Origin of the sequence: Flavobacterium flavigenum, assembly GCF_027111255.2 — a bacterium.
GTDB classification, from domain to species: Bacteria; Bacteroidota; Bacteroidia; order Flavobacteriales; family Flavobacteriaceae; genus Flavobacterium; species Flavobacterium flavigenum.
The window spans coordinates 2,953,042-2,966,983 of the sequence record NZ_CP114285.2 but is presented as its reverse complement, the minus strand read 5'-3'; the positions used below and the strand labels follow the sequence as shown (position 1 = coordinate 2,966,983).

Genomic DNA, 13,942 nt, shown 5'->3' with positions numbered 1-13,942 from the left:
TTTTCATCTTATTCGCTGGAAAAATCAAGTTCATCAAAGTCTTCAATTTCAGACAACTTAATCAGTTTTGTTCGACTGATTTTAGTTTCTTTTTTCTCAAAAATTTCATCGTCATCATAAGTATTTTCATTGATGTTTTGGTTTACGATTTTTTTGCGTGTTAGGAAATTGATACTGGTCTCAGTGAGAACAATTGGTCCGCGGTTACTGCTTCCATCGTAACCAATCAATTCTAAATCATTATTTTGAAGCCTAAATGTATAAGACCAATATCCGTATCTGCCGTGACTGTAGTTAATAAATAGTTTGTTTTTATCGATTTGAAAGTCGAGTTCGGGGGCATAATAAACACCGCCATCTTCGTTTTCTGAAGAAAAACAATTATAATTTTTAACCGCTAATTCGTAGCCGTTTTTTTTATTTAGAAGCACAATAATTCCTCTGCGATTTTGATCTAATTTACCCCGATATTCATGTGTAATAATTTTACTTTTATCGGTACCTTTTATAATTAATACACAATCTTCTAATTCGTCTTTATTCAGATCGCCGTAAATGGTGTCAAAAGGCACATGATTTTTAGGTATAAAATCGGCAAGATTCTTTTTGATTTCGATAGCAGGTTCTTCGACTTCGGGAATCTCTTTTAAATCGACAACTTCTGCTTCAGGTGATTTTTTATTCGTTTTAGCATCTTTATTACAGCTATTTAATACATTAAGCAGGAGTATTGTTATTATAGCTAAGAAATATTTCTTACTCATGTCAGGGAATTTTTGTTTTTATGATGGGATTAAATCTTCCACTGATTATTAAATACCAAATTTTGCATCAATATGGTGCTTTTCGGCATAGGCTTTTCCAACAACCATTAGTTTGGCAAATTTAGAATTAGCTTCAGTTTGAGTTGCGGCATCAAAATCAGCTATTGCTTTTTGAATTTGTTCTGGTGAACTCTTTTCATCCTTCATTTTAGCAATTGGCAAATAACCTCCCTTTTGTTTAGCAATTACATAAGAAAATAAATCTTTTGAAGCCTGAAGAAGATCTTTATTATCATCGTCTTCTGTTATTTCATTAATTTTTTTCAATTGAATTTCTAAATTTGAGATATCGTATTTAAAAGCATCCTGATAAGAAGAAGGAATCATCTTTTTTTGGCTTTCATCATAAACCTGAGCTTCAGATTCCAGCTTATTACTGATTTCTTTACCGCCAAATCGGGATAATAAATTGGAATTTAAAACAGCAATATCAAAAGTTTTTTCTGGTGATAAATTGCTGCAGGAAGTAGAAATTAGACTTCCCGAGATTACTACTAAAAATAGGATGGCAGTATTTAAGATTCTTTTCATTTTTATATTGATTATTATTTATCCTTTTAAAATTTTGCTTTTCTCACTTTCAAATTCTTCTGAAGTCAGAATTCCGGCATCTAAAAGTTCTTTTAGATCCAGTAATGCTTTTTTCTTGTCTTCCATAGAACTTCCTAAATTTGTTTTTTGCGGTTCTTCTTTCTGAATTGGTGTTACAACCGTTCCCGAAGGCGCATATTTCAGAATCAGTTCTGTGATTTCATTGAAACCTTTCACGTTCGAATAGTCAATTGCTTTTTGTTCTTTTACGTTTACAATTGTAGCATCGGCTTTGTTTTCCAATAAATATTTTACCACATCTTTCTTTCCGTTGGCTGCGCTGTAATGCAAAGGCGTATTTCCGGATTCGTCCTGAATGTTGATGTTTGCCCCGGCTTCAACCAATAATTTTACCATACTTAAATTGCCTTTTTTGGTGGCAACATGCAACAAACTTTCTCCGCCATATGTATAAGAACTGTTTAGTGTAAAGCCAGAGTCATTCGAAATAGTAGTCGCACTAACAATCCAATCCAGGTAGTCGTTCATAGAAGAGGTGTCCTGACCGACAGGTTTGCTGTAATTAACATCAACTCCGTTTTCTAAAAACAAGGACACAATCTCTTTTTGGTTATTCGCGCACGCGTACCAAATCGGTGAATAGCCATTATTGTTTGAAGTGAAAACATCTGCGCCTCTTTCGACTAATACTTTCGCCAACATTCGGTTCGTTTCATAACAAGCAATTAAAAGCGCATTTTCTCCCGAATGATTCATGTGATTAATAGCTGCACCATTATCCAAAAGTAAGGTCACCATTGGAATTGATTTGGTGTAACAAGCATATAACAAAGGCGTATTTCCTTGTTTATCTGTTACATTAATATCAGCTCCTTTGTCTAAAAGCAATTGGATAATTTCACGGTTTAATTTTGCAGATGCCAGTAATAGCGGAGTTTCTCCGTTGTTGTTCAGTAAATTAACGTCAATACCGGCTTCAAGCAACTTTGTTGCAATTTCAATTTGAGCTGTCTGAACGACCAAATGCAAAAGGCTGTTTCCGTATTTGTCGTTTTTTGTAATTTCTGCACCATTTTCTAAAAGATATAAAGCCGTTTGTTTCTGTTTTTGAAGACAGGCAAAATACAAAGGTGTTTCTCCCTGATGGTCTTCGTAATTAATATCGGCCCCGTCTTCGGTCAGGATTTTTACAATATCCAGATACCCTCTGTGAGCGGCATAATGAATTGCGGTTCTTCCTTTTTCATCCGTATATTTTACATCTACTTCTTTATTCTGAAGAAGCAATTCGGCTATTTTTCTGTTCCCGTTTTCGCAGGCAATTATAAATGACATTGACATGTATGAGAATTTTAAGTTTATTGTTTCATCAAAAGTTCTACCGTTTTAATTTTCAGATTATCTCCTGAAGCAAGCATTAAGGCAGTTTCATCTTTATCATTAGTAATCGAAATATCGGCTCCCTGTTCTAATAATAATTTTACTTTTCGATAGGTTTCTTTTGCCATTTCTGCATCATAGTTAACATTGTAACCGCAGACTTTATGCAAAATGGTATTGCCCTGATTGTCTTGTTCATTCACATCCAAAGTAACATTTTCTAAAACTGATTTCAGAATGTCTGATTTCTTTTCGACAATAAAATCAATTCCCGATTTGGGCTGCCCGTAATATTGTGCACAAAAGTTTACATCAGCGCCATCAGACAACAATCTCTCTAAAAACCTGATATCACTTTCCGAACCAGAAACAGAACTGATAAAATTAGTCAATAATGTCCGGCCGTCTTTGTTCACAATATTAAAATCAGGTGAAGAAAATGAGGCTAAAGCATCATACATGTCATAAGAAAACTGCTCCGCAACAGCGTAATAAAATGCTGTGTTGTTAAGGTTGTCTGTTTCGTTTGGATCCGCACCATTTTCAAGTAAGAATAGAATCAATTCTTTTTTATTTCTTTTAACCGCTGCTATAAGCGGAGTAGCGCCAATAATGTTTTTTTCGTTAATGTCAACTCCACTTTCAAGAAGCAATTTGATGTATTCTTTTACTTTTTCAGCATCTAACCCATAAGTATTGAGTGTTTTGAAGATTAAATTTTCGCCGGCATTGTTTTTATATTGGGTATTTGCGCCCAAATCATCAATTAAAACTTTAATGATTTTTGGAGAAACACCTTTTTCAAGGAAATATCCGAGCAAAGTCTGATCGCTGATTTCGTCATTCAGATTGTCCATTTTCGACATTAATTCTTTAAAAAAAGAGATTGATTCTTCGTCATCTTTTAAATAAAGGCTCAAAGGGGCAAAAATAGATTTGTCAAAACTGTCCAGCTCGTAAATATCAGTTTCGATAATGCGGGCTTTTATTAGTTTTTCTATAAAATCAATTTCTTTGGCTTCAATTATTTTGGCTGCGATTTGAGAAAAATTGTTTTTAAGATATTGTTCATTAAATTTTTCTCCGTTATTTAAAGATTCCCTGGCCTCGTCAAATTTTCCCTGGAAAAGGAAATTTTCAATCTGGTTTTGTGTTTGCATTTGAATATATTTTAAAAAAATTAAAGTTTAAGTTTGAACTCAGGTTTTGTTTGTAATTATGGACTTCACAAACGATGCTGTAAGATAAAACATAAAACTCAGAAATATATTTCAGGATAAAAATTAAAAATTACATTTTAACCTATAAAACCTGCAGAATACAATTTTTAAACAAAAATATCATAAACCGAAGCAGACCTGACAGCTGAATTATGAAATAAGGGAGAAAAATAAAGTGTGATATTTTATTTAACAACCCTTTAGTTTTAATCCATAAAATGCAAACTAAAAAAAATACTATCTTTACCGATCAAACGTTTATGAACTTAAGTTGCACTTTTGCAACACTACATATATAATTATGGCATGTACAAGTTGTTCAACCTCAGATGGCGGCGCACCAAAAGGTTGTAAAAATAATGGGACTTGCGGCACCGACAGCTGCAATAAATTAACGGTTTTTGACTGGCTTTCGAACATGAGTCCGTCTAATGGAGAAGCAATTTTTGATTGTGTTGAGGTTCGTTTTAAAAACGGGCGCAAAGAATTTTTTAGGAATACAGAAAAATTAACTTTAAGTATTGGTGATATTGTAGCAACTGTTGCATCGCCGGGACATGATATCGGAATTGTGACTTTGACAGGCGAATTGGTAAAAATTCAAATGAAGAAAAAGGGAGTAAATCCGGATAGTAACGAAGTACCAAAAATTTACAGAAAAGCATCTCAGAAAGATATCGATATCTGGTCTGTAGCACGTGATCGTGAAGAACCAATGAAAGTTCGTGCACGTGAACTGGCAATTCAGCATAAACTTGAAATGAAAATTTCGGATATTGAATTCCAGGGAGACGGGTCAAAAGCAACATTTTATTACACTGCAAATGACCGTGTCGATTTTAGAATGCTGATAAAAGATTTTGCTAAAGAATTTAGTACCAGAGTTGAGATGAAACAGGTAGGTTTTCGTCAGGAAGCAGCCCGTTTAGGCGGAATCGGTTCTTGCGGAAGAGAACTTTGCTGTTCGACCTGGTTAACAGATTTCAGAAGTGTCAATACATCGGCGGCTCGTTACCAGCAGTTATCATTGAATCCGCAAAAATTAGCAGGACAATGCGGAAAACTAAAATGCTGTCTAAACTATGAGCTAGATACTTACATGGACGCATTAAAAGATTTTCCGGATTATGATACTAAACTGATTACGGAAAAAGGGGATGCAGTTTGCCAGAAACAGGATATTTTTAAAGGATTAATGTGGTTTGCTTATACTAATAATTTTGCAAACTGGCATGTTTTGAAAATAGATCAGGTAAAGGAAATTATTGCCGAAAACAAACAAAAAAACAAAGTTTCTTCTTTGGAAGATTTCGCTATAGAAGTAACTTTAGAACCTGAAAAAGACTTCAATAATGCAATGGGTCAGGAAAGTTTAACCCGTTTTGACCAGCCTAAAAAGAAGAAAAAGCCAAACCGCAAACGTAAACCAAATGCTGAGGCGGCTACTGTTGGTGCTCCACAGAAACCACAGCAGGAAAAAAATACCAATAACGCGAAACCTGCCGGAAATAATAATGCGAACAATGGTAACAATTTGATTAAACCAAACAACCCAAATAAGCAAAATCAGAAGAAAAAGCATAATTCGAATAAAAACAATCCGAATAAGCCCAATTCAAATGAAAATAAACCAGCTGAACCAAGAAAACCTATAATTATTACTAAAAATGAGAATAAAAAATAGCGGAATTCTTTTTTTGGCAGCTATACTTCTTTTTTCATGTGATAAAAAAAGAGTATTTGATGAGTACAAATCCGTTGGAAGTGCCTGGCACAAAGACAGTATTGTAACCTTCGATCTGCCGGTTTTAGACTCCACAAAACGATACGATTTATTTGTAAATGTGCGCGACAATAATAATTATCCTTTCAGTAATTTGTTTTTAATTGTAGCTATCGAAATGCCAAACGGATTTACGAAAGTCGATACATTAGAATATCAAATGGCAAATCCTGACGGAACGCTTTTAGGAAATGGTTTTTCGGATATTAAAGAAAGCAAACTTTATTTAAGAGAAAATGTTAAGTTTAGGGGCAAATACAAGGTACACATCAAACAAGCTGTAAGACAATCAGGAAAAATTCCGGGGGTTCAGGAATTAGAAGGTATTACAGATGTAGGTTTTAGAATAGAACAAAAAGATCAGAAATAGTTATGGCTGCTAAAAAAAACAATCAAACAAACAGTACAAAGGATATTAAATACTATCAAAAAAAATTCTGGAGAATCTTTGCTTATGGATTATTAGGTGTTCTGGCCTTTTTTCTATTTGCGTCATGGGGGCTTTTTGGTTCGATGCCTTCTTTTGAAGATTTAGAAAACCCGGATTCTAATCTTGCTACTGAAATCATTTCTTCTGACGGAGTGGTAATTGGAAAGTATTTTAAAACCAACAGATCACAGCTTAAATATTCAGACTTACCAAAAAATCTGGTAGATGCATTGGTGGCTACGGAAGATGCCCGTTTTTATGAACATTCAGGTATTGATGGTCGTGGAACTTTGCGTGCTGCTTTTTCTCTTGGAACTAATGGTGGGGCAAGTACTTTAACGCAGCAATTAGCCAAACAATTATTTCATCGTGGTGGGTCTACCTTTTTGCCCTTTAGAATAGTGCAAAAAATAAAAGAATGGATTATTGCCATTCGTCTGGAAAGACAATATACCAAAAATGAAATTTTGGCGATGTACTGTAATGTATATGATTTTGGAAACTATGCAGTTGGGGTAAGTTCAGCGGCTCAAACCTATTTTTCTAAAGATCCTAAGGACTTAACTATAGACGAATCAGCAATTTTAGTTGGAATGTTTAATAATTCATCTCTTTACAATCCGTTGCGAAATCCTGAAGGAGTTAAAAACCGTCGTGATGTGGTATTGGGTCAAATGGTGAAAGCCAAGATGATTACGGAGGCTCAAAAAGAAAAATATAAGGCATTACCAATAGCTTTGAAATTTAAATTAGAAAGCCACCGTGAGGGTATGGCAACTTATTTCAGGGAGTATCTTCGTGATTATATGAAAAAGTGGATGGCAGACAACAAAAAACCGGATGGATCTGATTATGATATTTATAAAGATGGTTTAAAAATCTACACCACTATCGATTCAAGAATGCAGGCCCATGCCGAAGAGGCGGTTGCAGAACACATGAAAAATTTGCAACAGCAGTTTTTTATTGAAATGAAAACCAATAAAAATGCTCCTTTCGTAAATATTACAAAAGCTGAAACTGACAGAATCATGATGCAGGCTATGAAGAATTCTGTTCGTTGGGCTCAAATGAAGGAAATGGATAAGAGTGAAGATGATATTATTGCATCTTTCAAGGTAAAAACAAAAATGAGAGTCTTTACCTGGAAAGGAGAGCGCGATACTACCATGACACCATTGGATTCTATTCGTTATTACAAACACTTTTTGCAGTCGGGCTTAATGGCGATGGAACCGCAAACAGGTGCAATTAAAGCATGGGTTGGAGGAATAAATTATAAATATTTCCAATATGATCACGTAGGGCAGGGAGCAAGACAGGTAGGATCTACTTTCAAACCTTTTGTTTATGCGACAGCTATTGAGCAATTGAATATGTCCCCTTGTGATTCCATTTTAGACGGACCGTTTATGATTCGTAAAGGGCGTCATCATGTAACAGAAGACTGGGAGCCAAGAAACTCTGATTACAGATATCGCGGAATGGTTACTTTAAAACAAGCTTTAGCAGCTTCAATCAATACCGTTTCTGCAAAATTAATTGACAGAACAAGTCCGGAAGCTGTTGTAGAACTTACACGAAAATTAGGTGTTAAAACTGAAATTCCGGTTCAGCCTTCCATCGCATTAGGAGCTGTTGATATTACTGTTGAAGACATGGTTGCCGCATACAGTACATTCGCAAATCAGGGTGTGTATGTAAAACCTCAGTTTTTAAGCCGTATTGAGAATAAAAGCGGGGAGGTTATTTATGAACCAATTCCAGAATCGCATGACGTTTTAAATAAAGATATAGCGTTTGCTGTAATTAAGTTGCTTCAGGGAGTTACAGAAACAGGTTCGGGTGCACGTTTGCGTACGCAGGGCGGAGGTAACGGAGACAATCGCTGGACAGGTTATCCATATATGTTTACAAATCCTATTGCGGGTAAAACCGGTACAACACAAAACCAGTCTGATGGATGGTTTATGGGAATGGTTCCAAATCTGGTTACCGGAGTGTGGGTAGGCTGTGAGGACCGTTCAGCCCGTTTCAAAAGTTTAACGTATGGTCAGGGAGCTACAGCTGCATTGCCGGTTTGGGCTTACTTTATGAAAAAATGTTACGCTGATCCGGCACTTCAGGTTTCAAAAGCAGAATTTGAACGTCCGGCGAATCTTTCCATCAAAGTAGATTGCTATACCAGACCTGCTGCTGTGGTAAAAGATTCCACTCAGACAGAACAAAATACAGATGAGTTCGAACTATAGTTTTAGCTTTTTTTAAATATAAAAATATCCTTTTGTTGATATCTTAAATTAGATAAACACAAAAGGATATTTTTTTTGATGGATGTCGATTTATTTTTACGAAATCGTTATAATTCAATCTAAAAATCTTATTTTTATCAAAACTACTCAGTAATAAAGACAGTTTGTTATGATTACAAAAAAAGTAAACAATGTCCAGGAAGCTATAACAGGTATCCAATCCGGAATGACCATTATGTTTGGCGGATTTGGTCTTTGCGGAATTCCCGAAAATACCATTGCAGCCTTAATTAAAACCCAGATTTCAGATTTAACTTGTATTTCCAATAATGCAGGTGTTGACGATTTTGGTTTAGGATTGCTTCTTCAGAAGAAACAAATCAAAAAGATGATTTCCTCTTATGTAGGCGAAAATGCAGAGTTCGAGCGTCAGATGTTATCGGGCGAATTGGAGGTTGAACTCACACCACAGGGAACTTTGGCAGAAAAGTGCCGTGCAGCCCAGGCCGGAATTCCTGCTTTCTTTACTCCCGCAGGTTACGGAACCGAAGTCGCTGAAGGAAAAGAAATACGTGAGTTCAACGGAAAAATGCATATTATGGAAGAAGCTTTTAAAGCCGATTTTGCCATTGTAAAAGCATGGAAAGGGGATGAGGCTGGAAATCTGGTTTTCAAAGGAACAGCCAGAAACTTCAATGCCTGCATGGCAGGTGCTGCAAGAATTACGATTGCTGAGGTCGAAGAATTGGTTCCGGTTGGTACTTTAGATCCGAATCAAATTCATATACCGGGCATAATGGTACAGCGTATTTTTCAGGGAGAAAAATTTGAGAAGAGAATTGAACAGCGCACCGTAAGACAGAAGAATTAGATAATGAGATAATTTGTTAATTAGATAATTCCTTACTACATGTTTTGAAATTATCTAATTGGCACATTTACAAATTGACACATTTTAAATATGGGACTTACTAAAGAAGATATAGCAAAACGAATTGCAAAAGAAGTTAAAGACCGTTATTTTGTTAATCTTGGTATAGGGATTCCGACTTTGGTGGCGAATTACGTAAGAGATGATATTTCAGTGGAGTTTCAAAGTGAAAACGGAGTTTTGGGAATGGGGCCTTTTCCATTTGCAGGAGAAGAAGATGCTGATATTATTAATGCTGGGAAACAAACTATTACAACGCTTCCGGGTGCGAGTTTTTTTGACTCTGCTTTTAGTTTTGGCATGATCCGAAGCCAGAAAGTGGATTTGACGATTTTGGGCGCGATGGAAGTTTCAGAAAATGGTGATATCGCCAACTGGAAAATTCCGGGTAAAATGGTAAAAGGAATGGGAGGTGCTATGGATTTGGTGGCCTCCGCTGAAAATATCATTGTTGCGATGATGCACGTGAACAAAGCAGGAGAATCCAAAATCCTTAAAAAATGCACTCTGCCATTAACTGGCGTAGGATGCGTTAAAAAGGTCGTAACGGAACTTGCTGTTCTCGAAGTAACAGAAAAAGGTTTTAAGCTCTTAGAACGAGCGCCAGGTGTTTCTGTTGAACACATCATTGCTTCAACCGAAGCTGATTTGATTATTGAAGGAGAAATTCCTGAGATGGCAATTTAAAGTTTCTAGAATTAATATATAAGTTACTTTTTTATTTTTGAAATTTATGCTAACGAATTGTAGACTTTGCAATAATAAGGGCGCGGATAAAAAAAATTCCCATATAGTTTCAAAATTTTTAGGAAAAGAATTGTTTATTTCAGATATAGGAAATCACGCAGAACAAATTTATAAAAATGGAAAGTCTAGAAAAATATATTCTATTCCTAAAGAAGATTTCATATTATGCTCAACTTGTGAAAAAAGATTTGAAGTCCTGGAAACTTACTTTGCTAGATTTTTCAATAAACTTCGTAATTATCAAAATTTTCCTGAAGACTTTTTATTGCAAAAACTAGGAGTGCAAGATTTTATCTGTTGTAAAAAATTAAACCCAACACTTTTCAAATTATTCATTTATTCCTTGATTTGGCGTTTATCTATTTCGAAACATCAAACCAATGAAAATTTTAAACTTCCTAATAAAATTGAATAAGAATTGAGGGAATTTTTAAATGAAAATTTATCAGTTGAACAGAAAATTTTATTGAAATCTGCTGAAATCATTAATGAATTCCCATCTTATGATTTATGTATAATAAAGCCTGAAAATAAAACCGATAATTTTAAGAGAATGTATTCAGCTTTTCAGATGAGTAAATCTGCTTATTTATTAGTTTTTGTTGACTTTATATTGTTCTTTTATACTGATAATTCTATTGATATCGTCTTAAAAAAATTTAGTAATGATCAAAACGAAAATGTTATTATCCCTATCAGTGATGATGAACGTTGGTTTGACTTGAATAAATTGATTCTATCAAAAATGCTAAATAACTAAGCTATAAGTTTTAAATTATTTCACTCTGATAGCATTTTATTGATAACTTCAATAACACTATACTTTAATAATAAAACCGACTTATGAACATGCCCCAAAAAGTTAGACACTATTTGGGGCATTTTTTATGAACAGAAAAGTAAAATTCAATTATGCATTTAAGTTAGAATGTGTAGAATTAGTTTTAAAGAAACATTATTCGAACGTGTATGTTTCAAGATTGAAGGGTTTGGACGAGTCCAATATCCGTAAATGGGTAGCTTTTTATAAAGCATACGGCAAAGACGGCTTATTACCTAGAAGGAATCATAATTATACGGTTGATTTTAAGTTAAAGGTTCTAAAAGCCATTAAAAAAGAATCACTTTCCTTACGCGAGACCTCGGTGAAGTTTAATATTGCCGATGCAGCTATTCTGTTAAAATGGCAAAAAGATTTTGCTAACTTTGGAGTTGAAGCATTACAACCAAAACCCAAAGGCAGGCCCAAATCTATGAGCAATTTCAAACGTAAAAAACGCAAATCAGACAAGCCATTATCCAGGGAAGAAGAACTTCTCTTGGAAATTGAAGCCCTGCGCTGTGAGAACGATTTGCTAAAAAAGCTACAAGCCTTAATTCAAGCCGAAGAAGCAGCCAAAAAGCGCAAGCCATAATGGAATTAAGGCATTTATATGATTTAGATTTACTTTTGAATCGTACTAATATGGCACGTAGCAGTTTTTACTACTATGAAAAACAAAACAAATCTGTGGATAAGTATCAAATCATAAAAGAATTTATAAAATCCATTTATCACAAGCACAAAGGTCGTTATGGCTATAGAAGAATTACCGACGAATTGAACAATAAAGGGATAACTATCAATCATAAAACAGTTTTCAGATTGATGAAGCTATTAGGGCTAAAAAGCATTATTAGAATAAAGAAATATAAATCATATAAAGGGGAACAGGGCAAAATCGCACCTAATATTTTGGAACGCAATTTTAAATCAGAAGCTCCAAATAAAAAATGGGCAACCGACATAACCGAGTTTAATGTATCAGGAAAAAAACTATATTTATCGCCTATTATAGACTTATTCAACCAAGAAATTATCAGTTATGAGCTAGCGGAACGACCCGTATTTAGTCAAGTGGTCGTGATGTTAAAAAAAGCATTTAAGAAAATACCAAACAATACTAATTTGACCTTACATTCTGATCAAGGCTGGCAATACCAAATGAAACAATACCAGCATTTATTGAAAAAAAAGGAATCGTACAGAGTATGTCCAGAAAAGGGAATTGTCTGGATAATGCGATTATAGAAAACTTCTTCGGGATATTAAAATCCGAATTGTTTTACCTTAAAAAGTACAGTTCTATAAGTCAATTAAAACAAGATATCGAAAATTATATTATCTATTACAATAGAGAAAGAATCAAGTCAAATTTAAACAAAATGAGCCCGATACAATATCGAGCTCATCATTATCAAAATTAATTATAAATTTGTCTAAACTTTTGGGTGCAGTCTATTATTGCGGTTTTATTATTAAAAACCTTAGATTCCAATTTTTGTAATGCTAAAAAAATCATTTCTTAGATAAATGAAAGTCAAAAATTTGAAATCAATCAAATCCCCCAGAAACACTTATTTTTTGTCCTGTAATCCAGGAAGCATCATCAGAAGCTAGAAAAACAGAAAGTTTTGAAATGTCTTTTGGCTGTCCAATTCTTCCCAATGGAGTATTAGCCACAATATAGGATTCCATTTCGGTTCCTAAAACACGATTTCCATCCGTTTCAGTCGGACCCGGTAAAATGGAATTGACCCTGATTTTTTTTCCGCTTAATTCTTTTGATAATGTTCTGGTAATTGAATCAACAGCGCTTTTTGTGGCAGAATATAATACCGTGAAGGGAGTGGCTTTTATGCTGGCAACCGAACTGATATTAACAATGCTCCCGCCATTTTCATTAAAGTATTTCAAAGCTTCCTGAATTGGTAAAATTGTTCCCAGAACATTACTGTCGAACTGACGGCGAAATTCTTCTTCGGTAACCATTTCCAAAGGTTCAAATTTGTAAATACCTGCATTATTGATCAAGGTATCCACTTTTCCGAAATTTCTATGGGTTTCTTCAAATAATCTTTGGACATCTTTACTTTTGGTCACGTCTGCCCGAATGGTTATGGATGTACCTCCATTTTCAATAATGGCTGTCGATAAAGCTTCAGCAGCATTTTTATCAGATAAATAATTTACAACAACTTTTGCGCCTTCCTTTGCCATTTCCAATGCAATTTCGGCACCAATTCCTTTTGATGCTCCGGTAACAACAGTTACCTTATTTTTTACTTTGCTCATTTCTTTACTGTTTTACAGGAGCAAAAGTAGAGTGAAGAAAAAACAAAAAAGTTGACATAAGGCAAGAAATCAAACTTTTGCCCTTAGTCTGCTTAACGTATGTGGCGTTATGCCCAGAAATAATGCAATCTGTTTTTGAGGAACACGCTGAATGATGGAAGGTTGTCTGATTAGGAGTTTGGCGTATTTGGTTTCGGCATCATCGACCAGCATTTCACTTTTCATTTTGAATTTTTCGATAAATGCTTTCTCTTTTAGCTGATGCACTATTTTTGAGAAATTAGTGACTTCTTTTTCAAATAAGCCAAAAGCCTCACTGGTTATAGTCGCCACAGAGCAGTTTGTTAAGGCTTCAACCGATTCATCAGAAGGAACTTTATCGGTAAAACTTTCCATTGCTACTGCAAAATGACCTTCGCTTGTAAAGTAGGGGATGAATTCATTTCCGTCTGAATCTGTTTTAACGACTCTTAAAACACCTTCGAGAACAAAACCAATTTTTCTACAGACTTTGTCCTGTTCACAGTATTTTTCTCCTTTTTTCAATGTTTCAATAAACAAGTGCTGTTTCATGAAGTTTTGTTCTTCTTCTGAAATAGGGAGGACAGAATTAAATATAGTAAGTAATTGATTCATAGTTCTAAAAATGAAAATACCGTAAATTCAAAAATTAAAAAGATGAATTTACGGTATTTTAAATTATTTCAA

General features: G+C 34.6%; 16 protein-coding genes. 10 read left to right on the top strand and 6 right to left on the bottom strand.

Annotated elements, in window-relative coordinates; all coding sequences use genetic code 11:
• Positions 1-8 precede the first annotated feature (8 nt).
• Genes OZP09_RS12170 through OZP09_RS12155 form a run of 4 tightly spaced genes read right to left on the bottom strand, consistent with a single transcriptional unit; the run spans position 9 to position 3,916 of the window.
• Entirely contained in the window at positions 9-764 is a 756-nt protein-coding gene (locus tag OZP09_RS12170) for a hypothetical protein (RefSeq protein ID WP_269233967.1), read from the bottom strand.
• A gap of 48 nt (positions 765-812) precedes the next feature.
• The gene (locus tag OZP09_RS12165; protein ID WP_269233966.1) at positions 813-1,355 is read right to left on the bottom strand and encodes a hypothetical protein; all 543 of its coding nucleotides are present in this window, start codon (positions 1,353-1,355) and stop codon (positions 813-815) included.
• Positions 1,356-1,373: 18 nt separating this feature from the next.
• Positions 1,374-2,711 carry an ankyrin repeat domain-containing protein gene (locus OZP09_RS12160; protein WP_281309460.1) on the bottom strand — a complete coding sequence of 446 codons (1,338 nt, stop codon included), beginning with the start codon at positions 2,709-2,711 and terminating at the stop codon, positions 1,374-1,376.
• 23 nt (positions 2,712-2,734) lie between these two features.
• On the bottom strand, positions 2,735-3,916 hold the full coding sequence (locus tag OZP09_RS12155) for an ankyrin repeat domain-containing protein (RefSeq protein WP_269233963.1): 1,182 nt from the start codon (positions 3,914-3,916) through the stop codon (positions 2,735-2,737).
• Positions 3,917-4,277: 361 nt separating this feature from the next.
• Between OZP09_RS12155 and OZP09_RS12150 the strand changes: the two genes are divergently transcribed.
• The 10 genes from OZP09_RS12150 (at position 4,278) to OZP09_RS22665 (ending at position 12,366) form a co-directional block, all read left to right on the top strand.
• Entirely contained in the window at positions 4,278-5,660 is a 1,383-nt protein-coding gene (locus tag OZP09_RS12150) for a PSP1 domain-containing protein (RefSeq protein ID WP_269233962.1), read from the top strand.
• Complete coding sequence (locus OZP09_RS12145) at positions 5,644-6,129, top strand: gliding motility lipoprotein GldH (protein WP_223682724.1); 486 nt, start codon at positions 5,644-5,646, stop codon at positions 6,127-6,129. Before OZP09_RS12150 ends, OZP09_RS12145 begins: the two co-directional genes overlap by 17 nt.
• A gap of 2 nt (positions 6,130-6,131) precedes the next feature.
• On the top strand, positions 6,132-8,441 hold the full coding sequence (locus tag OZP09_RS12140; protein ID WP_281309459.1) for a penicillin-binding protein 1A: 2,310 nt from the start codon (positions 6,132-6,134) through the stop codon (positions 8,439-8,441).
• A gap of 169 nt (positions 8,442-8,610) precedes the next feature.
• On the top strand, positions 8,611-9,312 hold the full coding sequence (locus OZP09_RS12135; RefSeq protein WP_269233960.1) for a CoA transferase subunit A: 702 nt from the start codon (positions 8,611-8,613) through the stop codon (positions 9,310-9,312).
• A gap of 90 nt (positions 9,313-9,402) precedes the next feature.
• Positions 9,403-10,059: a CoA transferase subunit B gene (locus OZP09_RS12130; RefSeq protein ID WP_269233959.1), complete on the top strand. Its 657-nt coding sequence runs from the start codon at positions 9,403-9,405 to the stop codon at positions 10,057-10,059.
• A 46-nt stretch (positions 10,060-10,105) separates the two neighbouring features.
• A complete protein-coding gene (locus OZP09_RS12125; protein ID WP_269233958.1) occupies positions 10,106-10,534 on the top strand; it encodes a hypothetical protein in 429 nt (142 codons plus the stop codon).
• A gap of 3 nt (positions 10,535-10,537) precedes the next feature.
• Positions 10,538-10,879 (top strand): hypothetical protein, encoded by a 342-nt coding sequence (locus OZP09_RS12120; protein WP_269233957.1) that lies wholly within the window; start codon positions 10,538-10,540, stop codon positions 10,877-10,879.
• Between the two features lie 127 nt (positions 10,880-11,006).
• Positions 11,007-11,534, top strand: coding sequence for a helix-turn-helix domain-containing protein (locus tag OZP09_RS12115; protein WP_269235004.1), 528 nt, complete (start codon positions 11,007-11,009; stop codon positions 11,532-11,534).
• Positions 11,534-12,190: an IS3 family transposase gene (locus tag OZP09_RS12110; protein ID WP_281309427.1), complete on the top strand. Its 657-nt coding sequence runs from the start codon at positions 11,534-11,536 to the stop codon at positions 12,188-12,190. The genes OZP09_RS12115 and OZP09_RS12110 overlap by 1 nt, the downstream gene beginning before the upstream one ends.
• Positions 12,151-12,366 (top strand): IS3 family transposase, encoded by a 216-nt coding sequence (locus tag OZP09_RS22665; RefSeq protein ID WP_432419431.1) that lies wholly within the window; start codon positions 12,151-12,153, stop codon positions 12,364-12,366. The genes OZP09_RS12110 and OZP09_RS22665 overlap by 40 nt, the downstream gene beginning before the upstream one ends.
• A 127-nt stretch (positions 12,367-12,493) precedes the next feature.
• Here the strand turns inward: OZP09_RS22665 and OZP09_RS12105 are convergent, their stop codons facing one another.
• Both OZP09_RS12105 and OZP09_RS12100 read right to left on the bottom strand, forming a co-directional pair.
• Complete coding sequence (locus tag OZP09_RS12105; protein WP_281309458.1) at positions 12,494-13,234, bottom strand: SDR family NAD(P)-dependent oxidoreductase; 741 nt, start codon at positions 13,232-13,234, stop codon at positions 12,494-12,496.
• Positions 13,235-13,303: 69 nt separating this feature from the next.
• Positions 13,304-13,870 carry a Crp/Fnr family transcriptional regulator gene (locus tag OZP09_RS12100; RefSeq protein WP_269233954.1) on the bottom strand — a complete coding sequence of 189 codons (567 nt, stop codon included), beginning with the start codon at positions 13,868-13,870 and terminating at the stop codon, positions 13,304-13,306.
• Positions 13,871-13,942: the final 72 nt, after the last annotated feature.